The sequence below is a fragment of the Polaromonas sp. genome, assembly GCF_010365105.1.
Taxonomy (GTDB): Bacteria; Pseudomonadota; Gammaproteobacteria; order Burkholderiales; family Burkholderiaceae_C; genus Polaromonas.
Window position 1 is genome coordinate 1 of record NZ_JAAFGZ010000008.1, and the last position, 25,465, is coordinate 25,465.

Sequence of the window (25,465 nt, forward strand, 5' to 3'; positions counted from 1 at the left end):
GCGACACGCGCACTTCGATTTTTGACGCGGACGCCAGCATTGCGCTGGACGGCACCTTCATCAAGATCGTCGCCTGGTACGACAACGAATGGGGCTACTCAAACAAGTGCCTGGAAATGGCGCGGGTCGTGTCGAAGTAAACCTTCTTTGCTTTCGTCAAAAACGCGCCTTCGGGTGCGTTTTTTTTGCCCGGACTTTATCCTCTTATTTTGGAAAGTATCTATTCAAAAAATATGAAAAAATTCGCAGATAGCTATGATGAGGGCTGAAAGTATTTATGCATAAATCTATTCATCAACCTCGCCAATGGCAACCCACGCACTGAATGACGCCCTGCTGGCCACCCTGCGCGCGCAAGGCGGCGTGGCCACCAGCGCCGAGTTGCAGGCGCGCCTGAGCGTGAGCCAATCGACCGTGTCGCGCGCGCTGGCGCCCCTGCTGGCGGCAGGCGATGTGCGCCAGACCGGCGCGGCACGGGCGCGGCGCTACCTGCTGCCGCGCCGCATTCCGGGCGCGGGGAGCGAGCTGCCGGTGATGCGCGTCGATGCGCGCGGGCAGGTCACGCCGTTTGGCCGTATCGTGCCGCTGCCGGGCGGGCGCTTCTGGGTTGACGAGGCCGATGGCGTGAGCGAACTGCACGCCGGCCTGCCCTGGTTTCTGGACGACATGCGCCCGCAGGGCTTCATGGGCCGCACCTTTGCCCACACCCATCCCGCGCTCGGGCTGGCGGCCGATCCGCGCCACTGGAGCGCCGACGACGCGCTCAAGGCGCTGGCCAGCTTTGGCGACGACCTGCCGGGCAACCTGATCGTGGGCGATCCGGCCTTCGAGCGTTTTCACACGCTGGGCGAGCGTGCTTCGCGGGCGGCCTCCAGCGCCGACTACCCGCGCCTGGCGCAGCAGGCCATGCGGGGCGCGCTGCCCGGCTCGTCAGCCGGCGGCGAGCAGCCCAAGTTCTGCACGCTGACGGGTGGCCGCGCGGTGATCGTCAAATTCTCGCCCGCAGGCGCTTCCGACGTGGACCAGCGCACCCGCGACCTGCTGGTGTGCGAGCACCTGGCGCTGCAAACCCTGGCCGGCGCCGGCCTGCCCGCCGCCCGCACGCAGGTGTTTTTGATCGACAACCGCATGTTCCTGGAGTCCGAGCGCTTTGACCGCACCCCCGCCGGGCGCATCGGCATGGTGTCGCTGCAGGTCTATGACGCGCAGTATGTCGGCGAGGAAGACAACTGGGCCGCCACCGCCCGCCGCATGGAGGCGCGCTCACTGCTCAGGCCGCAGGACGCGGCGCACCTGCGCTTGCTGGAAGCCTACGGCGTGCTGATTGCCAACACCGACCGGCACTACGGCAACATTTCCCTGTTGCTTGACGACGACGACTGGCGGCTGTCGCCCACCTACGACATGCTGCCCATGCTGTACGCGCCGGTGGGCGGCGAACTGGTGCCGCGCGATTTTGCCGCCCGCCCGCTGCAGCCCAGCGCCGCCACGCTCGACCAGTGGACGCAGGCCCGGGAACTGGCCATCGCCTTCTGGCAAAGCGCCGCACAGGACGCGCGAATCTCGGCAGGTTTTCGCGCCATGGCGGGGCACAACCTGCAAACCCTGCGCACGTTGTAGCGCTGCCCGCGCGCTGCAACGCGTTCGTTCAGTTTGGTAAACGACAGTTTCAGCATCAAATAAGCCTTTTGCGCTCGCTGCATATACGTTTGCAGCTATTGATTGAGTAGCGAATCATGCGGTATTCCTTGCCGCCGTGATGGCCAGTCGGGCGGGTTCTGCTTTAACCGGCCCCGGCGCCCGCGCATGGCCTCAGCCGGCGCGTCGCCTTGCACCTGCCTGGGCAATGTGCGGCGGCAGGCGCTTGAGCAGCCAGCGGATCGCCAGTGGCACCAGCACCAGATCATCGACCATGCCGATCACCGGCAGCACGTCGGGAATCAGGTCAATGGGCGAAAAGAGATACAGCGCAATCAGCGCAGTGCCCCATTTCAGCCAGCCCGGCGCATCCGGATGACGCAGCGCAAACCACAACTGCCGCGCGTCGCCGCGCACGACAGTCCAGAGCAGGGTCAGGCGTTTCAACATGGCGGTTCTTTCCTCAATCGGTTCCCGGCGGGACCGTATCCAGCGCAGATGGCGCTGGCCGGGGCGACTGCAAGGGGTTTTCACCGGGCGTTACATTCGCCCGCCCGGCGGGCGGCACGCAGCGCTCAGGCGCGCTCGAAGTCGATGAAGCTTTTTTCCGCATCCACCGCCAGCAGCCTGACGCGCGCGGTATCGCCCACGTCCAGCCCTTCAAAACCGCGCACCACCCGGCCTTCAAGCATCGGGCTGGAGATGCGAACGAAAGTCCCCTTGGGCGCGGCGCCGGTGACGATGGCGTCGAACACCTCGCCGATGCGCCCGTGCAGCAGCCACGCGCCTGCGGCCTTGAGCACCTGGCGCTCTACCTTGCTGGCGTTGTCTTCCTGCAGCGTGCAGTGCTTGGCGATGTCGGCAAGCTGTTCGGCCGAATACGGCAGCGCCTCGCCGGCAATGGCGGCTTTCAGCAGGCGCTGCGTCACCAGGTCGGGAAAGCGCCGGTTGGGCGCGGTCGAATGCGCGTAGTCGTTCACCGCCAGCCCGAAGTGGCCCATGCCCGTGGCCGCTGGCGCACCGGCCGCTGCAGCCGGAGCGGCCGCATATTCGCCCGAGCCCAGCAGCTTGACCACCGCCAGCGACAGGTCGGCAAACCCGGCCGGGTCGGCCAGCCGGCGCGCATTCAGGAAGTGGTCCAGCGCGAGCGCATCGGGCAGCGCGGGCAGCTGCACGCCGTGGCTGGCGGCCAGCAGGACGATGCGGTCCCAGCGACGGGGTGCCTGCAACAGGCGGCGCAGCGACGGGAAGCCCTGCTCCACCAGATAGCGCGCCGTCGCGCCGTTGGCCGCAATCATCAGGTCGGCGATCAGGTCCATGGCACGGTTTTTCACATCGGGGCGCAGGTCCACCAGCTGCCCGTCCTCAAACACCGGCCGGGCAGAAGCAGGGTTGACATTCAGCGCGCCGCGCGTCTGGCGCCATTGCCGCAACTGGCTGGCCAGGGTGTCGTGCAGGCGAAGCTGATGCTCCAGCCCGTCCACGCTGGCGAGCTGCGGCGGTGCGGCCGCCGTGCCGTCGAGCCATGCCGACACGCCGTCGTAGGTGAGCTTGGCGCGGTTAACGACCCGTGCCCGGTAAACGCTGGAGCCAGAGACTGTGCCGTCGGCCTCGACCTGCATCTCAACCACCACCGCCAGGCGCTCCTGGTCCTGATGCAGCGAGGTGAGGTCGTTCGACAGCACTTCGGGCAGCATCGGGAACACGCCGGCCGCCGTGTACACCGACGTGGTGTTGGCGGCCGCATGACCATCGACTGCGCTGCCGGGAGCCACCTTGGTGTCCACATCGGCCACCGCCACCAGGAGACGCGCGGCGCCATCCGGCAGCGCCTCGGCTACGCTCAGCTGGTCCAGGTCGCGCGTGTCGTCGTTGTCGATGGAAAACCAGGTCATATGGCGCAGGTCGCGGATGGCGCCGCTGCGTTCGGGCGCTGCCTGGCGCGCGTCCTCGGCCTCTTGCAAGGCCTGCGGCGCAAAAGCGGGCAGCAGGCCCCGGGTGCGCATGGCCTCGACGGCGAGCTGGTGGAGGTTGATGGGGTTCATGCGGTGGCCGTGGTGGAGTTGGTTTACTTTACCCGCTGGCTGCGGTTTGGGCTTGCGGCACTGCAGAGCGGCAAGGTTTTCAGCGTTCCTTGAATAAATGCTATAAATAAAATAGCTGCCTGCGCATGTCCAGTAAGCGCAAAAGGCTTGTTTGACTTGAATTTTCCGTTTGGAATTCGAAAAATCCACCCACTGGACCTGAGTCCGGCCGGGATGGATTGCCCAGCCCCCATAGGAACAGGCGGTCTTGGGAAATCTACTTTTCAGCCATGTTGCTCATTCCTTGGGCGTTGCAGGGCTGCGGCGGTGCCGCTGGGCTGCCACACTGATCTCGTTTTCAAGCGCAGCGGCATCCTCTTTCGGATCGGCCACAAGGCCCAAGGCTTCATGGCGGCCGATGATCCAGAGCGCCGTGGCGTACACGCCGATAGACACCGCCGCGCTGCCCTTTTCCATCTTCATGAGCGTGGGGACGGAAACGTCCAGCCGCACGGCCCATGCACGCAGGGACTGCTTGCGCCGCTTGCGCGCGGTGGTCAGGTCAGCGCCGAGTTTTCGCAGCGCGGCGGTGGCGGCGGGTGGGAGGGTTTCCAGAGCTGAGGCTGATTTTGGCATAAACCATAGTTTAACGAATAGATATTATTGTCAAGTTTTGATTTAACAAAAATTGATAAAAGCTTGCAGTTCAAGACGATGCGAAAGTTGGTGTCGCCAAGCTTTCCCAAGCCCTGCGCACTCAGTTTTGATTACCCTCAAGATCAGAATTCGACCGAAGCTGCCCAGTCAAGACTTATTGATTACTTCGTTTCCTAATCTTTGGTGCCGTTATCCTCTGGGCATGGCTATTCCCGACTACCAAATTTGTATGCTTCCTTTTCTGGATTTTCTCGGTGACAGCAAAGAGCACTCCCTCCGCGAAGCCGAAGAATCGTTGGGTAAATATTTCAAATTGTCCGATGCAGAGCGCGCAGAACTGCTACCAAGCGGACAGCAGGGGATCTTCAAAAACAGGATCGGTTGGGCAAGAACATACTTAAAAAAGGCATGCCTCATCGAGTCGCCCAAGCGTGGAGTGTTCAAGATCACTGGCAGAGGGCTCAAAATTCTGTCAACAAATCCGATTCGAATAGATGGAAAGTTTTTGGAGCAGTTCCCGGAGTTCATGGAATTCAAAGATATTTCCAAATCAACGAACGGGACTACAACCGCCTTGGGGCTGACTGCAGCAATACCTGCGGCTACAACAACCCCAGAGGAAGCAATCGAGCTTGCTTACCAAGGCTTGCGTGAGCAACTCGCGCAGGAACTGCTTTCCGTAATCCTGAGCTGCTCACCCATATTTTTTGAGCAACTTGTTGTTGATCTGCTTGTGAAGATGGGCTACGGTGGTTCCAGACGCGATGCGGGCGAGCGCATTGGGCAAACAGGCGATGGCGGTATTGACGGAATCATCAAGGAAGATCGTCTCGGCCTTGACGCCATCTTCATTCAAGCGAAACGCTGGCAAGGATCAGTGGGGCGCCCCGAAATTCAAAAGTTTGTTGGGGCACTTCAAGGCCAGCGTGCTAGAAAAGGCGTTTTCATCACCACTTCGACATACACGGCGGAAGCGGTTGATTACGCGTCAAGAATCGACACAAAGGTTGTTCTCATTGACGGCAAAGCGTTATCTGCCCTGATGATTGATTTTGATGTGGGTGTTTCAGTATCAGCGTCTTACGTGGTCAAGCGTGTTGATTCCGACTATTTCGAGGAAGGTTGATATTTTGACCAGTACGCTGCAGCACTTGGATGCACCGAGCAGTTTTCTTCAAGGTAAAAGTGACCATCGCTGGATTTACCTTGAAAGTCAGAGGCGGGTCCTGCAGCATTCGCCTTGCCTGGCCAGGCATGCCCAAGTCAATCAGGCGTCTATTGGAAAGGCATGAAGCGGGTTTCCGAAGCCCGCCCCGGCAACTCCAACCGCGCCACCACCTCCGGCGTCTCGGCCACCAGCATCCCCTTGCGCCAAACCTTCAGCCGGTTAGCCCTCAACCGAATCGCCTCGACCGTATCCCGCGCCTGCAGCAGCACGAAGCTGGCGTCGCAGCCCGCCTGCAAGCCGTAGCCTTCGAGGTGCATCACCTTCGCCGCATTCACCGTCACCGCGTCGAAGCAGGCGCGGATGCCTTGCTGGCTGGTCATCTGCGCCACGTGCAAGCCCATGTGTGCCACTTCGAGCATGTCGCCCGAACCCATGCCGTACCACGGGTCCATCACGCAGTCGTGGCCGAAGGCGACGTTCACGCCGGCGGCCATCAGTTCGGGCACGCGGGTCATGCCGCGCCGCTTCGGGTACGTGTCGTGCCGGCCCTGCAGCGTGATGTTGATCAGCGGGTTGGCGATGACGCTGACGCCGCTCTCGGCAATCAGCGGCAGCAGCTTGCTGACGTAGTAGTTGTCCATCGAATGCATCGACGTGCAGTGCGAGCCGTTGACGCGGCCCTGCAGGCCCAGCCGCTGCGCCTCGAAGGCCAGCGTCTCGATGTGGCGCGACAGCGGGTCGTCGCTCTCGTCGCAGTGCATATCGACCAGCAGGCCGCGCTCGGCGGCCAGTTCGCACAGCAGCCGCACACTGGCCGCGCCGTCAAGCATGGTGCGCTCGAAGTGCGGGATGCCGCCGACCACGTCCACGCCCATATCCAGCGCGCGTTTCAGGTTCTCCAGGCCGCCTTTGGAACGCAGCACGCCGTCCTGCGGAAAGGCGACCAGTTGCAGGTCGATATAAGGCGCGACGCGGCGCCTGACTTCGAGCAGCGCCTCGACCGGCAGCAGGCTGGGGTCGCTGGTATCGACGTGGCTGCGGATCGCCAGCAGGCCCCGGGCGACGGCCCAGTCGCAGTAGGCGAGGGCGCGTTCGATGAGGGCGTCGGCTGTCAGCAGGGGTTTGAGTTCGCCCCACAGCGCGATGCCTTCGAGCAGCGTGCCGCTGGCGTTGACGCGCGGCAGGCCGTAGCTGAGCGTGGCGTCCATGTGGAAATGGGCATCGACGAAGGGCGGGCTGAGCAGGTAGCCGGCAGCGTCGATGGTTTCGTGCGCCGGGGCGTCCAGGCCGGGCGAGACTTCGGTGATGCGGCCCGCTTGCACGGCCACCGACATGCCGGTGCGGCCGTCGGGCAGGCTGGCGTTGTTGACGAGTAAATCAAGCATCTTTCGGCCTTTTCAAATAAGGATTCGGCAAGGCCCGAGATTAACCGGCCAGGGATTTTCAGGGCGCGGATTGCGCGGGTCGCTAAACTCTTCGCTGGACCTTTGAACAACCCACCCGACCGGAACCACCGCCTTGAATCAACTCACCTTGCACCGCACGAACGACCAGGTGGTTCGTGTCCTCGACCGCCAGGGCCAGTGCGTCGGCAACCTCAAGCTGATTGGCGCGATGTGGAAGTTCAAAGCGCTGGGTCAGGATGCCGATGGCCAGGTGGTTCCGGGCGGCGGCCCGCTGACTGACCGGCACAACATGGCGTTTGCCGTGCTGGATGAAGCCGCAGTGAGTGCCGCATTGCTGGCCTGAGGCGCGTCATTCCCGCGCAGGAATGACGGGCTAACGCAGGCCGGGCAGCTGAAAAATGGTTGAAATATGCCTTTTGCGCAATACTCGCTTGCGCTGATAGCTATTATTTCGGGAGCAATTTGGCCAGATGAATGCGGATTCTCTCAGCGCGCCACCGTGAAGGCCAGCGGCCCGCCGTCGCACAGGCCGTCCGACAGCACCAGCAGCTTGTAGGCTGCGGGCGTTTCTTCCAGCACCGTGATGGCCTCGGGCTTGAGTTCCTTGTCGCATTGGCGCAATTTCACGCTGCCCAGGTCCAGCGCCGCCAGGATTTTGGGCTGCACCACGCGGCTTGCGTCGGCCTTGCCGTCCCACCAGGCCACCGTCCAGCCCGCGTCCTGGCTGGCGCGGCTGTCGTCGGGTCCGGCCAGCAGCAAAAAGCCGGTCTTGACGGCCACCATGTCGCGAATGCCGCGGCGCTGGCCCAGCGCCAGGCGGGTCACGGTGGCCTTGGGGGCGCTGGCTGCCTGAGGGCTGAACAGCGCCTCGGCATTCACAGCCAGTACCCGGGCCACGCCCTCTAAAACCGGGCCGCGAAAACCAAAATACAGCTGCCCGTTTTGCACCGCCATGCCTTCGATGTTCACGCCTTGCTGGCCGGCCAGCGTGGGCGCTTCGCTGGGTGGCTCGTCGCCCAGGCATTTGCGATCGCCCACATAGGGGGCCAGCTCGGGCTGCGCCTGAATCAGCGGCCAGAGCCTGCCGCTGTCGGCATGGTCCACCAGCGCGCCGTTTGGCGAGCGCAAGGCGCGGCCCGTGGCCGGGTCGAGCCTGAAGCGAATCACGTGGCGGCTGCCGGGGTTGCTGGCGCAGTCGCCGCGCTTGGCCGAATGCGAGCCGGTGACGTAAAAATAACGGCCGTCGGTGGCGGCAGCTTCGGCGTCGAGCTCGTCGGTGGTGTCGCGCAGCACCACGGGCTCGGCGTCGATGCGCAGGGCCTGCGGGCCAACGAAGGCATAACGGGCTTCGGCGCCTTCGTCAAACGCCAGCAGGCAGATACGCTGCTGCCTGGCGTCCAGGTTGCAGGCCATGCCGCTGACGGACTGGCGGGTTTTTTGCAGCTTCTTCTTTTTCAGGTCAAAGTGAAAACCGGCGCCGCTGTCCCACGGCCCGCTGTCGGGTTTGACGCTGGGCGGCGCTGGCTGCGCAAGCAGGTTGGCGCTCAGGCCAAGGTTCAGGCCCAGGGTGAGCAGCCGCTGAAGCCATGGGGCATGTGATCGTGTCATGTGCATCGCGGCACTGTAGCGGAGTGCGGAGTGTGCGTCACTGCTTGATGGCGGACTGGCGGCTCGATGTTCGCGACGGTGTGGCTGCTCTGGCATGTCGCAAAGTCCCTTTGCCCGCCCATTGTTTTCACCTGCCAGTAAGGTGGCTTGCCTATCTCTCTTCAAAAAAGGAAACCAACGTGACGCCTTCAACCATTCCCGCTTTCGGCCTGGGCACTTTTCGCCTGAAAGACCAGGTCGTCATCGACTCCGTCAGCACCGCGCTTGAACTGGGTTACCGCGCCATCGACACCGCACAGATCTACCGCAATGAAGCCGAGGTTGGCCAGGCGATTGCCGCCAGCGGCGTGCCGCGCGGAGATGTGTTCATCACGACCAAGATCTGGACCGACAACTTTGCGCAAAAGCTGCTGATTCCCAGCCTCAAGGAGAGTCTGGCCAAGCTGCGCACGGACCAGGTGGACCTCACGCTGCTCCACTGGCCGGCACCCGGCCAGCCGGTGCCGCTGGAAGAAACCCTGGGCGCGCTGATGCAGGCCAAGGCACAGGGCTTGAGCCGGCTGGTCGGGGTGTCCAACTTCAACATCGACTACCTGCAACGCGCCATCAAGCTGGTGGGTGCCGGCAACATTGCCACCAACCAGATCGAGCTGAGCCCTTATCTGCAAAACCGCAAGGTCGTGGATTTTGCGCGCAGCCAGGGCATTCACATCACCTCGTACATGACGCTGGCCTATGGCAAGGTGCTGCAGGACCCGGTGCTTGGGCAAATTGCGAAGCAGCACGGTGCAAGCGTCGCGCAGGTTGCACTGGCCTGGGCCATGCAGCTGGGGTTTTCGGTGATTCCCTCGTCAACAAAACGTGCCAACCTGGAAAGCAACCTGCAGGCGCAACAGCTTGAACTCACAGAGGACGAGATGGCACAGATCGCTGCTCTGGACCGGGGCGGCCGCGAAGTTGATCCCAAAGCCCTGGCGCCTGTCTGGGACTGACTGGCACAGGGTTGGGCGTCGCCCTCCAGATTGGCCGTATGAGGTTGGTCCGGTGTTCCATCGGACCGCCCCGCCGCTTGCTGTGGTTCCAAAAATTCAAGCCAAATCTGCCTGCATCGCTTTGGTGGCGAGCGCAAGCAGCTACCAGAAGCATAGCGACCGGAGGCGCTCAGGCCTTGAGTTTCCAGCCGGTGCGGAAAATCCACCAGATCGCACACAGGCACAGCGCCAGGAAGCCCAGGATGGCGGCCACGCTGATGCCGACGTTGACATCGGCCACGCCGTAAAAGCTCCAGCGAAAGCCGCTGATCAGGTAGACCACCGGGTTGAACAGCGCGACTTTTTGCCACAGCGGCGGCAGCATGTTGATCGAGTAAAACGCGCCGCCCAGAAAGGTCAGCGGCGTGACCACCATCAACGGCACGATCTGCAGCTTCTGGAAGTTGTCGGCCCACAGCCCGATGATGAAACCGAACAGGCTGAAGGTCACGGCGGTCAGCAGCAAAAAGCACAGCATCCAGAACGGGTGCGCAATGCTGTAGGGCACAAACAGCCGCGCCGTCGCCAGGATTAGCAAGCCCAGCAGCACCGACTTGCTCGCCGCCGCGCCGACGTAACCCATCACCACCTCCATGGCAGACACCGGCGCCGACAGCAGTTCGTAAATCGTGCCAGACCACTTGGGCATGTAGATGCCAAAGGCCGAGTTGGAGATGCTTTCATTCAGCAGCGACAGCATGACCAGGCCGGGAATGATGAAGGCGCCGTAGCTGATGCCGTCGATGTCGCCCATGCGCGAGCCGATGGCCGCGCCGAACACGACGAAATACAGCGACGTCGAGATCACCGGCGCAATGATCGACTGCGCCAGCGTGCGCAAGGTGCGCGCCATTTCAAACCGGTAGATCGCCCGGATGCCGTACCAGTTCATGCCAGTTCCTTGTTGTTTTTCGTGTCGATGGCCGGCGGCTGTGCCGGTTTGCCCGCATGCACCAGGCTGACAAAAATGTCTTCCAGCGAACTCTCGCTCGAATGCAGGTCCTTGAAGTCGATGCCCAGGCCGGCGAGCTGCTTGAGCAGCTCCCCGATGCCGGTTTCCTCCTGCTGGGTGTCGAAGGTGTAGACCAGCGTCTGGCCACCTTCGGTCAGCTCCAGCGGCAGACCGGCCAGTGCCCCGGGAAGGGTTTGCAGCGGCGCGCGCAGTTGCAGCGTGAGCTGCTTCTTGCCGAGTTTGCGCATCAGCACCGCTTTGTCTTCCACCACAATCAGCTCGCCCTTGTTGATGACGCCGATGCGGTCGGCCATTTCCTCGGCTTCCTCGATGTAGTGCGTCGTCAAAATGATGGTGACGCCGCTTTCGCGCAGGTTGCGCACCATCTGCCACATGCCCTGGCGCAATTCGACATCGACCCCGGCGGTGGGTTCGTCGAGAAACAGGATGCGCGGCTCGTGCGACAGCGCCTTGGCAATCAGCACCCGGCGCTTCATGCCGCCCGACAGCGTCAGGATCTTGCTGTCCTTCTTGTCCCACAGCGACAGGTCGCGCAGCACCTTTTCAATGTGCGCCGGGTTCGCCGGCTTGCCAAACAGGCCCCGGCTGAAGCTGACGGTGGACCAGACGGTTTCAAACGAGTCGGTCGAGAGCTCCTGCGGCACCAGCCCAATCATGCCGCGCGCCGCACGGTAGTCGCGAACGATGTCGTGTCCGTCGGCCGTCACGCTGCCCGAACTGGGCTTGACGATGCCGCAGACGATGTTGATCAGCGTGGTCTTGCCCGCGCCGTTGGGGCCCAGCAACGCGAAAATCTCGCCGCGCCGGATGTCAAGGTCCACCGACTTGAGGGCCTGATACCCCGAGGCATACACCTTGCTCAGCTTTTGAATGGAAATAATCGTTTGCACAGGAAATTCTTATAAAAAAAGGCTGTTGGCGCAATCACCACGGGCGCTGGAAGCTATTAAAAATGGAGCACCTGCAGAATGCGGCGCGGCACTTGCCCAGTAGGCCGCCGGGTGCGTTGCGGGCATCAAGGCTTGGCGGGGCTGCGTGCGCGGCAGGGTGTGCGAGTTTAGCGGTCGCCTGTTTTTGCGCGGGTTTCCCATCGTGATGGCATGGCGGGGACAGGGCGTTTGGCACTCGCCGGTGAACCGCCTGATTTCCGTGCTACGCGTCAGGACTTGGCGCGTCGCTGCATCACACATGGCGGTGCGCCCGCGCCCTGGCGTCTTCACGCGGCAGGTGTTTGGCTCGTTCATGCAGCGCTTCCATGATGCGGCACTGCGGCCCGGTGCCGTCGCAGCGGGCGCGCAAATCCTGAAGGTCTTGCTGCAGCGCCTGCAGTTCGGCAAGCCGCTCGCCGACATGCGCGATGTGCGATTCGAGCGTGGCATTGGCGGCGACGCAGTCGGCTTTTTCCGCCAGGTCCAGGTTCAGCAGCGTCCGGACTTCGCCCAGCGACATGTCCATGGCCCGGCACAGCCGGATGAACCTGAGCTGGTGAATGTCACCGCTTGAATAGCTGCGGTAGCTGTTGGCCGCGCGCATGCCGGGCGCCAGCAGGCCTTCCTTTTCATAAAAACGGATGTTGGCGGTGCTGACGCCGCTCAGGGCGGCGGCTTTCCCGATCAGGTGCAGGGGTTTTTCGGCAGGCATGGCTTGACCTTCAAGTGGCTTCATGGTTTGTAATGGTCGCACAGGAAAGAAAACCATGAACGATTGCTGCGATCACACCGAAAAAACCAAAGACATTCCCTCCGCCACCACAGGGCCCGTGCCCGTAGGCGTCAAAAGCTTTCGCATCCCGTCGATGGACTGCCCGGTGGAAGAAAACGACATCCGCCGCGTGCTCGAACCCATCCAGGGCATCCGCTCGCTGAACTTCCAGCTGGTGGCGCGAACGCTGGCGATCGATGCGCCGGACGACGCGCTGCAGGCCGCTGTCGCGGCGATTGGCCAGGCGGGCTACAAGATGCAGCCGTTTGCCACCGCCGCAGCCGGTGACGGCGCGCATGGCACGCACGACGACCACGATGGGCATGACCACGAACACGACCATGGCAGCGTGCCTTCGGGCCTGCCCCGGCTGGTCGCCGCGCTGGTGCTGGCGGGCGTGGCCGAGGCCATCGGCTTTTTCGCGCCCGAAGGCCTGCCGTGGACGCTGGCCGGCATGGCGGTGGCGCTGGTTGCCATCTACCTGGCGGGGCTGGAGGTGTACCAAAAAGGCCTGACCGCGCTGTTCAAGCGCCGGCTCAACATCAATGCGCTGATGACGGTGGCCGTGACCGGCGCCTTCCTGATCGGCCAGTGGCCCGAGGCGGCCATGGTGATGGCGCTGTATTCCATCGCCGAGCTGATCGAGGCGATGGCGGTGGACCGCGCCCGCAACGCCATCAAGGGCCTGATGGCGCTGGCGCCCGAAGACGCCGACATGCGCCAGCCCGGCGGCAGCTGGCAGACGGTGGCGCTGAATGACGTGCCGCTGGGTGCCACGGTGCGCGTCCGGCCGGGCGGCCGCATTCCGCTGGACGGCACGGTCACGGCCGGCGCCAGCGCGGTGAACCAGGCGCCGGTCACCGGCGAAAGCCTGCCGGTCGACAAGGCCGTGGGCGACAGCGTGTTCGGCGGCACCATCAACGAAACCGGCGAGCTGGAGCTGACGGTGACCGCCGCCGCGCAGGACAGCACGCTGGCCCGCATCATCCACGCCGTCGAGCAGGCGCAGGGCAAACGCGCGCCCACGCAAACGATGATTGACCGCTTCGCCGCCGTCTACACGCCGACCGTGTTCGTGATGGCGCTGGCGGTGGCACTCCTGACGCCGCTGCTGCTCGACTGGACCTGGCTGGAGGCGCTGTACAAGGCGCTGGTGCTGCTGGTCATTGCCTGCCCGTGCGCGCTGGTGGTGTCCACGCCGGTGACGGTGGTCAGCGGGCTGGCCACTGCGGCGCGGCGCGGCATTCTGATCAAGGGCGGCACGTATCTGGAAGAAGCGCGCCGCCTGAAAGCCGTGGCGCTCGACAAGACCGGCACCCTCACCCAGGGCACGCCCTCGCTGGTCGACTGGCAGGCCTGGGGCGACGCCGACAGGGGGCAAATCGGCCAGGTCGCTGCCCGGCTGGCGGATCGCTCCGACCATCCGGTGTCGAAGGCGATTTCCCAGGGGCTGGCCGACAGCCTCCCTGCCGGCGCTGCTGCGGTGCAAGCATTTGGCGCGGTGGCGGGGCGGGGCGTTCAGGGCAGCATCGATGGCAGCAGCTATGTGCTGGGCAACCACCGGCTGATGGAGGAACGCGGTCAATGCTCTCCCGCGCTGGAAGCGGTGCTGGCGGTGCATGAAGCGCAGGGCCGCACGGTCACGCTGCTGGCCGGCGCGCAAGGCGTGCTGGGCTTTTTTGCGGTGGCCGACACCATCCGCGACAGCTCGCGCGAGGCGGTGGCCGAATTGAAGGCGCTGGGCGTGGTGCCGGTGATGCTGACTGGCGACAACACCGCCACCGCACGGGCCATTGCCGCACAGGCCGGCATTGACGACGTGCGCGGCAACCTGTTGCCCGAAGACAAGCTGACCGCCATTCGCCAGCTGCAAACCCAGTACGGCCCGACCGGCATGACCGGCGACGGCATCAATGACGCCCCGGCGCTGGCGCAGGCCGACATCGGCTTTGCCATGGGTGGCGCGGGCACCGACATTGCCATCGAGGCGGCCGACGTGGTCATCATGAACGACAGCCTGCAGCGCATTGCCGAGACGATTCGTCTGTCACGGCGCACGCATGCCGTGCTGTGGCAGAACATCTCGCTGGCACTGGGCATCAAGGCGGTGTTTTTCGTGCTGGCGGTGTTTGGCAGCGCCACCATGTGGATGGCGGTGTTCGCCGACATGGGGGCGAGTTTGCTGGTGGTGGCCAACGGCCTGCGGCTGCTGCGCCGCTAGCGCGGAATAGTCCTGAATTCCCGTCACGGTGCGCAAGGCGCCTGGCGGTTTTTGCTACTCAATTTATAGCTGCCAACACATGCGCAGCCTGCGCAAAAGACCTGTTTGATGCTAAAAAATCCGCTGGCAGGCTAAAACGAATCCACGCTGATGCGAATTGGCGTCAGTGGAGTGCGTCGGAAAACCTGCCGTCTGGCGCGCTGGCAATGCTGCAACGGGCCTGCTCAAGTTCGGCAATCAACTCGTCCACCGCGGCCAGGAAGTCGTCGCGGCTGGCATGCGGAAAATTGCTGAACAGCGCCGATGAATGCCTGGCCAGCTCCTGTGCCTCGGCCTGGCGCGCCCAGCGCCGAACCTCGCAGTAGGCCACCAGGGCCAGACGCCCCAGGTCGCCCTTCCTGCGTGCAAAGCGCAGGTCTCCCAGAATGTCTTCGAGGCCATTTTGAAGCGATAAGGAAGAAGCGTTCATGTTGCAGTGCAGCATTAATCTTTTTGCTTACCTGAAACTTACACGCTCGCCATCCTTTGCATTGTCCAGACGCGCCAATCACGCCATGACGCCTGGCCGCAATTTCAGCGTTTCACGCAGCTTGTCTGACAAAGTGATCATGGCGATTGAATGGCGCATGGTGTAGTTTGCCGGGGAACGGGTTGAAAAGCCTCAAGCCCTGGCGGCGGACTGCACTGCCGACACGGCAGCGCGCAGCGCCAGCAGGTAGCTGTCGGTGCCAAAGCCGCAGATCTGGCCGCGCACGATGTCGGCGAGCACCGACACATGGCGAAACGGCTCGCGCGCATGGATGTTGGACATGTGGACCTCGACGATCGGGCAGCTCAAAATCGCCAGCGCATCGCGGATGCCGTAGCTGTAGTGCGTCCAGGCGCCGGCATTGATCAGCACCGCGTCCACGCCTTCGCCATGGGCGCGGTGGATGCGCTCGCACATCTCGCCTTCGAGGTTGGTCTGGAAGCATTCAACGTCGGTGCCCAGTTCCTGGCCCAGGGCGGCTAATCTGGCATCGATCTCGGCCAGCGTGGTGGTGCCGTATTGACTGGGGTCGCGCTTGCCGAACATGTTCAGGTTGACGCCGTTGAGCGTGAGGATTTTCATGGGGTTTCCTGTGAGGTTTGAACGAACAAAAGAGAGTGCCTCGCCCGTGCAGACAGGCCGCAGCGGACGATTCCAATCTGCATTAAAAACGATAACGGCGTTGCTTCGCCTGGCCGTGCCAGTGGCACTGTCTGCGGCTTCGCTCGCGCGGCCTGGCAATTGAAGCTCAGCCCGGCAAACAGCCCGTGCAAAAACGCTTCGGACACTGCCTTGCCGGATTCACGACGGCCTGCATAAGCCATGTGCAGCCTGTGGATTCATGGGCGGTGCCAGTGACTGTACCCTGACGATCTCTTTAGACTGGCAGGCTTTACCTTCTTTTCTGAGACACCCATGGAACTACTTTCCGACCCGAACATCTGGATCGCTTTTTTTATGCTCGCGGCGCTTGAAATTGTTCTGGGCATCGACAACATCATCTTCATCAGCATCCTGGTGGGCCGCCTGCCCGCTGAAAAGCGGGATGTGGCGCGCCGCCTGGGGCTGGGCTTTGCGATGGTCTCGCGCATTGCGCTGCTGTTCAGCCTGGCGTGGGTCATGACGCTGACCACGACGCTTTTTACCGTGGTGGGCCAGGAAATCAGCGGCCGCGACCTGATCCTGCTTGGCGGTGGACTGTTCCTACTGTACAAGGCCTCGCACGAGATTTTCCAGGAGGTCGAAGCGCGTGAGTCCGACGCGGTCAGTGCCGGCGTCGACAAGGTCAAGGCCGGTGCCACCTTGTTCTGGGGAACGATTGTGCAGATCGGCATCGTGGACATTGTTTTTTCGCTCGACTCCGTGATCACCGCTGTCGGCATGGTGGACAACATCAGCGTGATGGTGGCCGCCGTCGTGGCGTCGGTGGCCGTGATGATGTTTGCGGCCAAGCCGATCGGCGAATTCGTGGACCGGCACCCGTCCATCAAGGTGCTGGCGCTGGCTTTCCTGACGATGGTGGGAACGCTGCTGGTCGCCGAAGCCTTCGACGTGCATGTGCCCAAGGCCTACGTCTATGTCGCCATGCTGTTTTCCCTGAGCGTCGAGGCGCTCAACATCCGCTCCCGCACCAAGCGCCTGGCCAAGGCACAGGTCTCAACGCCTGTGGCTGGCAGCATCGTGGGTTCGTGACGGCGGCGCGGTTTTTGCCGGCTGCGAATGACTGTTTCGTCCGTTCGCAAGGTACATGCCGCCGGGCGCCCACATGACGCTTTCTCATACCAGCGGAACGGTCAGTTTTTCGATCACGGCGCGGGTGTCCGGCCGCACGCCACGCCACCATTCAAAGGCTTCGGCGGCCTGCTCGGCGAGCATGCCGACGCCGTCGGCCAGTTGCTGGACGCCGGCGCTTTTCGCCAGGCGCAGGAAGGGCGTCAGTCCCTTGCCGTAGGCCAGCTCATAGGCCAGGCAGCCGGGTGTAAAAACGCTGGCCGGCACCGGCGGCAGTTCGGTGTGCAGGCTGGCCGAGGTGGCGTTGAACACCACGTCAAAGGCCTGCCCCGCCAGGTCTGCGTAGGTGCAGCCGCGCACCGGGCCGGCGCCCGATGCGGTGGCAATGCGCACCAGTTCCTGCGCCTTGTCCAGGCTGCGGTTGGCAATCACCAGTTGGGCAGGCTGCTGCGCCAGAAAAGGCAGCAGCGCGCCCCGGGCCGCACCGCCCGCGCCGAGCATCAGCACGCGCTTGCCCCTGAGCGGGGTGTTCAGGTTATGCACCACGTCGCGCACCAGACCGATACCGTCGAAGTTGTCGGCCAGCACCCGGTCGCCGTCAAACTTCAATGCATTGGCCGCGCCCGCCAGCTCGGCGCGCTCCGAGCGCTCGGTCGCATAGGCAAAGGCGTCGAGCTTGAACGGCGTGGTGATGTTCAGGCCCCGCCCCTCGGCGGCGCGGAACGCATCGACGGCGCTGGCGAACCCGTCCAGCGCGCCTTCGATGGCGGTGTAGTCCATGTCCTGGCCGGTGGCCAGCGCGAACAAGCCGTGGATCAGCGGCGATTTGCTCTGGTGAATGGGGTTGCCGATCACGGCGTAGCGGTCTGTCATGCCTGGGGCTCCGGATAAAGCACACCGTCCCGCTCCGTGGCGTCGGTGTGGCTGGCGCCAGATGCTACACGCTCGGGCAGGTGCCGAAGCCGGGAAATCGGAACGGCGGCGATAGGCCCGCTTTTTCTTGAATCTGCGTAACTACTTGCCTTGCCTGGTGTTGCGCGGGGTTGCTGTATCTTTTGCTGGCTGCATTTGGATTTTTGGGTGTGGAGCGCCTTCCCGGCGGGGGGTAACTTTCTTTTCTGGCAAAAAAGAAAGTCACCAAAGAAAGTTGCCTTGGGATCGGGTTAGAGCTGAACGCTCTGTCGGGCCATCGCTTCGCTGGGCCCTGGGTTCTCTGATCGCTGGCAAGCAGCCCATGGCATGGCTTGCTGGTTCGACCGCTCGTTCGCCAACAGCTTCACGCTCTGCCTGATCATCTTTGCTTGCGCTGCGCGCAGTGTTTTCGGCAGTACCTTTTTTTGCTTCCTCGCCTGCCGTGTTTAGGCTGGTGGGTCGGTGGCTGTGGAACCACCAAAAGTGCTTGAAGCACAAAGAAGTCGATCAAGCAGAGCGTGAAGCTGTTGGCGAACGAGCGGTAGAACCAGCCGGCCAGAGGCATTGCTAATCGCCCTCACCTCCAGGTGCCCAGGGCCCAGCGAAGCGATGGCCCGACAGAGCGTTCAGCTCTGATCCGCTCCCGCCCCCTGGCAACTTTCTTTGGTTACTTTCTTTTTTGCCAGAAAAGAAAGTTACCCCCCGCCGGGAAGGCGCTCACCCCTCAAACCACAGAAGAAACCAAAATAGCAAAAGAAAAGAAAACGCAGAAATCAAAGCAACAGAGCCAGCAGATTACAAATCTGCAGATAAAAAGTGCTTCCTGCGCTTGCTGTCATTGCATAGGCAGCTATTCATTCAATAGCAAATATCGGATGGCTGCCATCTCAGCCTGCCAACCCGCGCTCAATGCCTTTGATGCAAGCCACCAGCGTCCGGTTGACCGGCGTCGGCACGCCGACCTTTTCGCCCTGGCGCACCACCGCGCCGTTGATGAAATCAATCTCGGTGATCGAGCCTTTTTCCAGGCTTTGCAGCATCGACGGCTTGAACTCGAAGGGCAGGCCGGCGCCAGCCATGTGCCACGCATCGACCGGCTCGGCAATGCTGAGTGTGATGCCGCTGGCCCGGGCCACGCCCATCGCCTCGGCCACGGCCGCCACGGCGCAGGCCTGCAGCTCGGGCGACTGGTAAAGCAGTCCGTAGGGCAGGCGGCTGATGGCGCTCAGCGCCCCAGTCGCCACGTTGACCAGCAGCTTGTCCCAGATGCTGCCCATGATGTTTTCGCTGACGCGGGTGTCCAGCCCCGCCTGGTTGAACAGCGCGGCAATGCGCAGCACGCGCTCCGACACGCCGCCGCCCGGTTCTCCCATCAGCGTCAGCTTGTTCACGGTGCCGGCCAGCACATGGCCGGGCGCCAGCTGCGTGCCGCCCACATAGGTCTTGCCGGCCAGCAGCCGCTCGCGGCCGACGATGCCGGCCAGGATGTCTTCATGGCCCAGGCCGTTTTGCAGCGACAGCACCGTGGTGTCTGGTGCCAGCAGCGACGTCGCAGCCTGCATCGCCTCGGCGGTGTGGAAGGACTTGACCAGCACGATCACCAGGTCCACCGTGCCCACCGCTTGCGCCGTCGTGGCCGCACGCACCGCTACCGTGCGGTCCACGCCGCCGGTGCGCAGGACCAGCCCCCGGCGCGTCATCGCCTCGACCTGGTCCGCGTTGCGGTTGATAAGCCAGACCTCATGGCCCGCCTCGGTCAGCACGCCGCCCATCGCGCAACCCAGCGCACCCGCGCCCAGGATTCCAATTTTCACAGCTTGCTCCTCACCAATAAGTGAAGCGATTCTGGCGCAGGCTGATGATTCATGCGCAAGCCGCCACAGGCCGGCGCAAGCTGGCCTTGCACGCGCATCACGGCATTCAATGCACCTGAAGGATGTTTGCTACTGAATTTATAGCTATTGATGCGCCACTGACGTGCGCAGGAAGCCTTTTTGAGGCTGAAAGTCAGTTCAGCAGGCAGCCAGACCCGGCGCGTCAGGGTGTTTTCCGGCCAGCTTGCGGGTCTGCTCGATGCAGTAATCCATCAGGCTGTCGAGTTCGGTGGACTTGTCGAAAACCGCGTCCGCCCCCAGCGCCACCGAGCGTTTGCGGATTTCCGGCGTGGCGTAGTTGGTCAGGATCACGACTTTCTGGAAAGGCGCGCGTTGGCGGCACGCGACCAGCACGCCCAGGCCGCTTCCTTCCCTCAAGAACAGGTCAACGATAGCCAGGTGCCATTGCGAATGGCGGACAAGCCACTGGCTGGCTTCATGCTGGGTGGCCGAGTGCGCGGTAATTTCCAGCTGCGCTATTTCTCCGAGCGTCTCAATCAGGTTGGTGCGAACGGTGGGGTTGTCTTCAACCAGGTAGGCAATCAAGGTTTGCATGGAGGACCTGTGTAGTTGGCTGGCTGCTGATGCTGCCCGTCAGGACATCTCCCTGAACCAGGGAAACACGCTGGCTGAACAGGTGCCGCCATCCGATGACGCCAGCCAGGGTAGGACAACGCGTGTGTCAAGCAATGGCTGGCAGGGCGCGATGTGCCTCAGTCGGACGACGACACGGCCGGACCCGCGTCCATCGCGCCAGCTTCAGGCCGCTCTTCGGCACCACCGGGATGCCGCGCGAACCGGCCGGGCGCGCTTGTATGCACCGGTGCCGCATCAGGCCACGGCCAGCCGCCAAACCGGGTGCGCTGGTAGTCGGCAAACGTCTGCCGGATCTCGGCTTCGGTGTTCATGACGAACGGGCCGTGCTGCGCCACCGGCTCGCCAATCGGCCGGCCCTGCAGCAGCAAAAATTCGGAAGTTTTCGCGCCGTTGACCAGTTCCACCGCTGCATCGGCGCGCAGCGCGATGGCGCTGGCCTGCTGCACCGCCTGGCCGGCCACGCTGACGGAGTCGCCCTTGAAGAAATACAACTGGCGCCGGGTGTCCTTGCCCATGGCGGCAGGCAGCGTCCAGCGCGCGCCGGGCGCCATGCGCAGCGTCCAGATCGCCACGTCGGCGTCAGGCTGCGCGGCCCAGGAATCGGGCGGTGGCGGCAGGGGCGCATCCACATCGGCACTGGCCCCGCTCAGGCGGCCGGTGATGACCGCCACGTCGGTGCTGCGGCCTTCGTCATCGGTGGCCGTGAATTTCGGGATGTCCTGCGCCCAGAACATGGTGAAGTGCGGCGCCGCCATCTTGGAGGCCGCCGGCAGGTTCAGCCAGATCTGGAACAGCTCCAGCGGGTTCGGGCCGTGCTGGTCGAGCAGCGGAAACATTTCCGAATGCACCACGCCCTGGCCGGCGGTCAGCCACTGCACATCGCCACCCCCGAAACGCGCGGTTGCGCCGAGCGAATCGGCATGGTCGATCAGTCCCTTGCGCACGATGGTCACGGTTTCAAAGCCCCGGTGCGGATGCGCCGGAAAGCCTGGCACCGAGCTGCCGTGGTACATGCTCCAGCCGTCCTTGCGGCTGAAGTCCTGTCCGATGTCGCGCCCGGCAAGCGTCGCGGCAGGGCCGTTCTGCGCATTGGCAGCCGGGTAGGCGTCGTCGTGATGCACACAAAACAGGAAGGGATCGACCGTCGGCCACGGGAAGCCCAATGGCGCGATGCTCAGAACGGGCGAGTCTGCAGGAATTACAGCGTCAACGGGCAGGGAGGACATAAAAACGCTTTCGTCTCAAAAAATACAGGTAGGGCCAAGGCGCGCTGATTCAAGCAAAAAGCCCGGCGGACCGGTGCTTTGACACCTTGCCGCCGGGCTTGAGGGCTATGCCCCGTGCCGTGCTTAACGCTGGCCGGTCATGCTTTCCCAGCCGTGGCGAATCGCCTGCTTGGTATTTTCCCAGGTGCTGTTGCCATTGGGATTGCGGCTGGTCCAGTCAGTATGGGCATCGGCCTCGACATCGTCCCACGAACGGTTGGCATAACGCGGATCAGAGCGCAGGGTCGATCCGTACAGGTAGGCCGGTGCATAGTCTTCATAGCTGCCGCCCATCGACGCCATGTTGGCCTGGTAGTGGCTGCGGTAGTCCGGTTCACCCATGCCCGTGCCCATGGCTTTGGCACCGCTCTTGTCCACATCCACCACGGTGTTGCGCACCTGGTCCGTCACCGTTTCGGTGCGGGTGCTGGCATCGGTGCCGACCACCACTTCTTCCACCACGCGGGCGGTCTTGCTGACCACGGCCCGCTCTGCGGTTTCATGGATTTCGATCGAGCCGCCCTCGAAAGCCTTCAGGTCGGCTTCTGTGGCAGGCCGGTCCACGGTCCTGCGTTCGATGTCGGCGCGCTCTTCGCGCAACTGCACCTGTTCCTCGACCGGCCGTGTTTCGGTGCGGGAGAACACCCGGACCGTGCCGAGGTCGACTTCGCGCTTGCCCACTTCCAGTTCTTCGCGCACCACCGGCAGCACTGTGCCCTGCGCCACCTGGCGGCTGGCGTCAGGCGTCAGCAGGTCGTCGGACGAACGCAGGCTGTTGTTCTGGTAACGGCTGCGCTCGGCGGCGATCTGGTCGGGATGATAAGGCTGGGCCGACGGATCGAAGCCCTCATAGCCTTCCTCGCGCCAGCCTTCGCTGCGCTTGTCGATGTCCACCGCGCCGGCCGCCGCCAGGAGGGAGCGTGCCTGGTCGACCCGTTCCGAGTCCGACACCGTCACCGCGACGACGGTGCTGCCCCGGCGAACCGCTTCGGAATAGTGGCCGGCATGCTCGTTGTCGTCGCTGCCGAAAAGTTCGCTGAAAAACCGCCCGATGCCTGCCATGAAGCCTTCGTCCTCATGGCTTGCGGTCGTGCCGGTGATGGTGCGGTCGGTGGTGGTCAGGGTGTCGCCGGTCTGCGTCGCCGGGTTGGACTGCATGCGGACTTCGCTGATGTCGAAACCGCTGTCCACCAGGGCGTCGCGCGCCTCCTGGGCCTCATTGACCGTGTCAAAAACACCTACTACTGTCTGCATGGCTTGACTCCTAAAAATGATCAGGGTTGACTGACAAAAAAACCGGTTCTCAAGGCCTGTCCGCCACCCACTGCTGGGTGACCGGGTCCAGGCGCTCGATCACCACTTCCTCGCGCCGCAGCGAAGCCGCCACGGTGTGCTCGAAGGATTCACGCCGGCGGCGCACATGAATTTCCTCGACCAGGACCAGCTGCTTCACCAGCCGTTCCTCGTACACCGGAATCACCAGCAGGTCGCCCAGTGTCCGGGGCGCTTCGGTCGCCTCGACCACCTGGTTGACGGGCACGCGCGTCGTCTCGACGACTTCGCGGTAGCCCTGAGCGGCTAACGGCTCGGTGACCTGGTGAACCACCTTGCGCACCCGCACCGTGCCGGTGTGTTCGCGTTCAAGGTGGACCTGCGCCTGCTCGGCCAGCACCGGAATGACAATGCGCTGGCCGGTGTCTGCAGGGCCGGCTGCATTGTTGAAGGGCGTGGTGGTGGGGGGTGTGGCGGAATTCATGTTGTGGGGTTGACCGAATGAACAATCATCTTTGCAGTGCTGCCACACGCAGGCTGAAAGAACTTCGTCGTAAATACCGTCAGCCGATACCTACAGGCGCTTTTTCAGGCACCTTGCTTCAGGAGGCATGGTCAAAAGGCATCAGGACAAGCCGGCTGTGGCCGTCGGGTGCGCAAAAGCAGCAGCGGCTCAAAGGCGACAGCAGCTTGTGAACCCGTCCTACACCCAGGACTGAACTTGTTCAGTAAATTACCGTTACAGCTTGTCAGTGACTGTTAAATGTCGCGGCAAGAAAAATCTGTCAACGCACAATGAATTTGATGTGCGGCGTATTCTTCACCTCAAAGGTCTTCCCATGAAACACTCCTTACTGCTGGCCGCCCTGGTTGCAATGCTCGGCCTGACCGCCTGCGAAAAAACCACGGTTGCGCCGCCTGCCGCCGCACCGGTCGTCGTGGTTCCCGGTCCTGCAGGCCCGGCCGGCGCCACGGGTGCCACCGGCTCGACCGGTTCAACGGTGGCCGTTCCCGGCCCAACGGGTGCCACTGGCGCCACGGGTGCGACCGGCAATGACGGCGCCACGGGCTCCACCGGTTCGACGGGCTCGACAGGTTCCACCGGCTACACCGGCGCTACGGGCGCAACCGGTGCTGACGGCAGCAAGGGCGACACCGGCAAAACCGGCGGCGACACCGTCATCGTCGTCCCGCAAAAGTAATTTTTTCAATTACACCCCCTAAAAACGCAGGTGGATTTCCACCTGCGTTTTTTTATGGCGGCTTGAAATGCTGAAGATTCATGAAAAATGCCATTTGCGCAGGGCCTGTAAGCATCAGCAGCTATTGATTCAGGAGCGTTTCCGTTCAGCCGTCCAGCCGCTTTAATCAGGCTGACGGCACTGCCCCAGCCGCTGCACGATGTCGGCAAACAGCGGGCGGCTGGCAGTGTCTGGCTGCGCGCAGTCGGCCTGCAGGGCAGCCATCATCGCCAGCGCCGAAGGTTGCGCACTGGCCGGTGCCGGGCAGCAGGCCAGCAGTTCTTCCAGCAGGCAGGAAAACGCCCGCGCCTCGATGCGCTGCAGGGCCAGCGCCAGCGGCGCGTCGTCCGGCGGAAAAAACGAGGCCGCGCCAAAGTCGCCGAGCAGCGCCTGGCCGTCGTCCGCGCACAAGATGTTGTGCGCATACAGGTCGCCATGCAGGATGCCGCGCGCATGCAGCTGGCCGGCTGCCGACGCCACGCCCCGCGCCAGCCGCAGCACTGCGTCCGGCGTGAAACGCGCCCTGACGTCATACACGTCGCGGGTACACGAGTCCAGGCTGGGCGGCAAAGCCAGGTTGCCAAAGCGCGGCGCCACCAGCGCCATCACCAGGCCATCGCTGCCGGCCGGATGGCCGGTGATGCGGCCATGCACGGCAATCAGGGCCGGATGCGCGCCGGCGCCGATGCACGCTGCCATTTCATGCCGGGGCAGGCCGTCGCTGGTCAGCGCGCCCTTGAACAGCTTGACCGCCACCGGCAGTGCCGTGTCGCCGCGTTGCCAGAGCGCCTGGCGGATCACGCCCGATGCGCCTTCGCCCAGCAGCGCACCAGGCTGCAGGCTGGCCCAGTCGATGCGGGCCAGCGGCGCATCGGCCGGCGCGGCGGTTTTACCGGCCTCACCGGCGTCGGCCAGCGGGTTGCCGGCAAACGCCAGCCAGGCCAGGCGCGGCAGCGCCAGCAGCCAGTCGGGCAGGGCGGTGAAGCGGTTGGCGGCGATGCGCAGCAGCTCCAGCCGGGTGCAGGCGGCCATTTCCGGCGGCAGGGCGTTCAGCCGGTTGCCGGCCAGCATGAGTTTTTGCAGTTGCGTGCAGCGCCCCAGGGCGGGCGGCAGTTCGGCAATCTGGTTGTCGGTCAGCACCAGCGCGCGCAGGCGCGGCGGCAGCGCGGCGGCCGGCACCCGGCCAATCCGGTTGGCGCGAAAGCCGATCATCTCCAGCTGCGCGCACCGGCCCAGCACTGCCGGCAGTTCGGTGAAGCGGTTGTTCGAGCAAAAAATGATGCGCAGCCGGTGCAGCCGCGCCAGGTCGTCGGGCAGTGCGCTCAGCGCATTGCCGGAAAGGTCGAGGATTTCCAGCGTGTCGGCCAGCGTGAATATCTCGGGCGGAAAGGTCTCCAGCCCGCAGGACAGGCGCAGCCGGCGGCTGCCGGCCAGCGCGCCGGCGCGCAGTTGCCCCAGCATGTCCAGGGCGGACAGGGACTCGGTGTCGTGCGGTGCGTTCATCGTGGGTATTGGACACGAAGCCGCGCGCAGGCCAGCGGCCTGGATTCATCTGCCAGGCCGTATCAACACCTGCGGTCAGGGCGCCTGGCCTCTTCAAGGCCATCATTTCGTATC

At 63.6% G+C, this 25,465-nt stretch carries 24 protein-coding genes and 1 pseudogene; 8 read left to right on the forward strand and 17 right to left on the reverse strand.

The features are described 5' to 3' along the window. A pseudogene (locus GZ092_RS06955) lies at window positions 1–140 on the forward strand (type I glyceraldehyde-3-phosphate dehydrogenase); the annotation flags it as partial. Window positions 141–306: 166 nt separating this feature from the next. Next, window positions 307–1,620, forward strand: coding sequence for a type II toxin-antitoxin system HipA family toxin YjjJ (gene yjjJ, locus GZ092_RS06960; RefSeq protein ID WP_293635640.1), 1,314 nt, complete (start codon window positions 307–309; stop codon window positions 1,618–1,620). 192 nt (window positions 1,621–1,812) lie between these two features. On the opposite strand, the gene GZ092_RS06965 is transcribed toward yjjJ, so the two are convergent. The 3 genes from GZ092_RS06965 to GZ092_RS06975 form a co-directional block, all read right to left on the reverse strand. Next, window positions 1,813–2,088: a YkvA family protein gene (locus GZ092_RS06965; RefSeq protein ID WP_293635642.1), complete on the reverse strand. Its 276-nt coding sequence runs from the start codon at window positions 2,086–2,088 to the stop codon at window positions 1,813–1,815. A 125-nt stretch (window positions 2,089–2,213) separates the two neighbouring features. Then, window positions 2,214–3,683, reverse strand: coding sequence for an RNB domain-containing ribonuclease (locus tag GZ092_RS06970; RefSeq protein ID WP_293635644.1), 1,470 nt, complete (start codon window positions 3,681–3,683; stop codon window positions 2,214–2,216). A 276-nt stretch (window positions 3,684–3,959) separates the two neighbouring features. Next, a complete protein-coding gene (locus GZ092_RS06975) occupies window positions 3,960–4,298 on the reverse strand; it encodes an XRE family transcriptional regulator (protein ID WP_293635646.1) in 339 nt (112 codons plus the stop codon). Window positions 4,299–4,521: 223 nt separating this feature from the next. Here GZ092_RS06975 and GZ092_RS06980 point away from each other — a divergent pair, with 223 nt between their 5' ends. Then, on the forward strand, window positions 4,522–5,445 hold the full coding sequence (locus tag GZ092_RS06980; protein ID WP_293635648.1) for a restriction endonuclease: 924 nt from the start codon (window positions 4,522–4,524) through the stop codon (window positions 5,443–5,445). A 149-nt stretch (window positions 5,446–5,594) separates the two neighbouring features. On the opposite strand, the gene GZ092_RS06985 is transcribed toward GZ092_RS06980, so the two are convergent. Then, window positions 5,595–6,872, reverse strand: a complete 1,278-nt coding sequence (locus tag GZ092_RS06985) for an amidohydrolase family protein (protein WP_293635650.1) — start codon at window positions 6,870–6,872, stop codon at window positions 5,595–5,597. A 133-nt stretch (window positions 6,873–7,005) separates the two neighbouring features. Between GZ092_RS06985 and GZ092_RS06990 the strand changes: the two genes are divergently transcribed. Beyond that, entirely contained in the window at window positions 7,006–7,236 is a 231-nt protein-coding gene (locus GZ092_RS06990) for a hypothetical protein (RefSeq protein WP_293635652.1), read from the forward strand. A gap of 143 nt (window positions 7,237–7,379) precedes the next feature. Here GZ092_RS06990 and GZ092_RS06995 read toward each other — a convergent pair whose 3' ends face one another. Continuing rightward, window positions 7,380–8,507, reverse strand: coding sequence for a DUF3616 domain-containing protein (locus tag GZ092_RS06995; protein ID WP_293635654.1), 1,128 nt, complete (start codon window positions 8,505–8,507; stop codon window positions 7,380–7,382). Between the two features lie 173 nt (window positions 8,508–8,680). On the opposite strand from GZ092_RS06995, the gene dkgB reads away from it, so the two are divergent. After that, window positions 8,681–9,493: a 2,5-didehydrogluconate reductase DkgB gene (gene dkgB / locus GZ092_RS07000; RefSeq protein WP_293635656.1), complete on the forward strand. Its 813-nt coding sequence runs from the start codon at window positions 8,681–8,683 to the stop codon at window positions 9,491–9,493. A gap of 169 nt (window positions 9,494–9,662) precedes the next feature. On the opposite strand, the gene GZ092_RS07005 is transcribed toward dkgB, so the two are convergent. From GZ092_RS07005 to GZ092_RS07015, 3 genes are all read right to left on the reverse strand, one after another. Beyond that, entirely contained in the window at window positions 9,663–10,424 is a 762-nt protein-coding gene (locus GZ092_RS07005; protein WP_293635658.1) for an ABC transporter permease, read from the reverse strand. Then, window positions 10,421–11,395, reverse strand: coding sequence for an ABC transporter ATP-binding protein (locus GZ092_RS07010; protein WP_293635660.1), 975 nt, complete (start codon window positions 11,393–11,395; stop codon window positions 10,421–10,423). The genes GZ092_RS07005 and GZ092_RS07010 overlap by 4 nt, the downstream gene beginning before the upstream one ends. A 292-nt stretch (window positions 11,396–11,687) precedes the next feature. Further along, on the reverse strand, window positions 11,688–12,146 hold the full coding sequence (locus GZ092_RS07015) for a MerR family transcriptional regulator (RefSeq protein WP_293635662.1): 459 nt from the start codon (window positions 12,144–12,146) through the stop codon (window positions 11,688–11,690). Between the two features lie 55 nt (window positions 12,147–12,201). On the opposite strand from GZ092_RS07015, the gene GZ092_RS07020 reads away from it, so the two are divergent. Beyond that, complete coding sequence (locus tag GZ092_RS07020; RefSeq protein ID WP_293635664.1) at window positions 12,202–14,427, forward strand: heavy metal translocating P-type ATPase; 2,226 nt, start codon at window positions 12,202–12,204, stop codon at window positions 14,425–14,427. A gap of 163 nt (window positions 14,428–14,590) precedes the next feature. Here GZ092_RS07020 and GZ092_RS07025 read toward each other — a convergent pair whose 3' ends face one another. Next, window positions 14,591–14,896 carry a hypothetical protein gene (locus GZ092_RS07025; RefSeq protein WP_293635666.1) on the reverse strand — a complete coding sequence of 102 codons (306 nt, stop codon included), beginning with the start codon at window positions 14,894–14,896 and terminating at the stop codon, window positions 14,591–14,593. A gap of 192 nt (window positions 14,897–15,088) precedes the next feature. After that, window positions 15,089–15,538 (reverse strand): type II 3-dehydroquinate dehydratase, encoded by a 450-nt coding sequence (aroQ, locus tag GZ092_RS07030; protein WP_293635668.1) that lies wholly within the window; start codon window positions 15,536–15,538, stop codon window positions 15,089–15,091. Window positions 15,539–15,871: 333 nt separating this feature from the next. On the opposite strand from aroQ, the gene GZ092_RS07035 reads away from it, so the two are divergent. Further along, window positions 15,872–16,648, forward strand: coding sequence for a TerC family protein (locus tag GZ092_RS07035; protein ID WP_293635670.1), 777 nt, complete (start codon window positions 15,872–15,874; stop codon window positions 16,646–16,648). Between the two features lie 84 nt (window positions 16,649–16,732). Here GZ092_RS07035 and aroE read toward each other — a convergent pair whose 3' ends face one another. The 6 genes from aroE to GZ092_RS07065 all read right to left on the reverse strand — a co-directional run bounded on the left by aroE (window position 16,733) and on the right by GZ092_RS07065 (window position 23,091). Continuing rightward, window positions 16,733–17,560: a shikimate dehydrogenase gene (gene aroE / locus GZ092_RS07040; protein ID WP_293635672.1), complete on the reverse strand. Its 828-nt coding sequence runs from the start codon at window positions 17,558–17,560 to the stop codon at window positions 16,733–16,735. A 926-nt stretch (window positions 17,561–18,486) separates the two neighbouring features. After that, window positions 18,487–19,413, reverse strand: coding sequence for a ketopantoate reductase family protein (locus GZ092_RS07045; RefSeq protein WP_293635674.1), 927 nt, complete (start codon window positions 19,411–19,413; stop codon window positions 18,487–18,489). A gap of 198 nt (window positions 19,414–19,611) precedes the next feature. Then, on the reverse strand, window positions 19,612–20,028 hold the full coding sequence (locus tag GZ092_RS07050; protein ID WP_293635676.1) for a response regulator: 417 nt from the start codon (window positions 20,026–20,028) through the stop codon (window positions 19,612–19,614). Window positions 20,029–20,186: 158 nt separating this feature from the next. Continuing rightward, the gene (locus tag GZ092_RS07055) at window positions 20,187–21,296 is read right to left on the reverse strand and encodes a pirin family protein (RefSeq protein ID WP_293635678.1); all 1,110 of its coding nucleotides are present in this window, start codon (window positions 21,294–21,296) and stop codon (window positions 20,187–20,189) included. Window positions 21,297–21,419: 123 nt separating this feature from the next. Then, window positions 21,420–22,589: a YsnF/AvaK domain-containing protein gene (locus tag GZ092_RS07060; protein WP_293635680.1), complete on the reverse strand. Its 1,170-nt coding sequence runs from the start codon at window positions 22,587–22,589 to the stop codon at window positions 21,420–21,422. A 49-nt stretch (window positions 22,590–22,638) separates the two neighbouring features. Next, entirely contained in the window at window positions 22,639–23,091 is a 453-nt protein-coding gene (locus GZ092_RS07065) for a YsnF/AvaK domain-containing protein (RefSeq protein WP_293635682.1), read from the reverse strand. A gap of 355 nt (window positions 23,092–23,446) precedes the next feature. Between GZ092_RS07065 and GZ092_RS07070 the strand changes: the two genes are divergently transcribed. Then, window positions 23,447–23,809 (forward strand): collagen-like protein, encoded by a 363-nt coding sequence (locus GZ092_RS07070; protein ID WP_293635684.1) that lies wholly within the window; start codon window positions 23,447–23,449, stop codon window positions 23,807–23,809. A 162-nt stretch (window positions 23,810–23,971) separates the two neighbouring features. On the opposite strand, the gene GZ092_RS07075 is transcribed toward GZ092_RS07070, so the two are convergent. Then, complete coding sequence (locus tag GZ092_RS07075; RefSeq protein ID WP_293635686.1) at window positions 23,972–25,351, reverse strand: leucine-rich repeat-containing protein kinase family protein; 1,380 nt, start codon at window positions 25,349–25,351, stop codon at window positions 23,972–23,974. Between the last annotated feature and the right edge of the window lie 114 nt (window positions 25,352–25,465).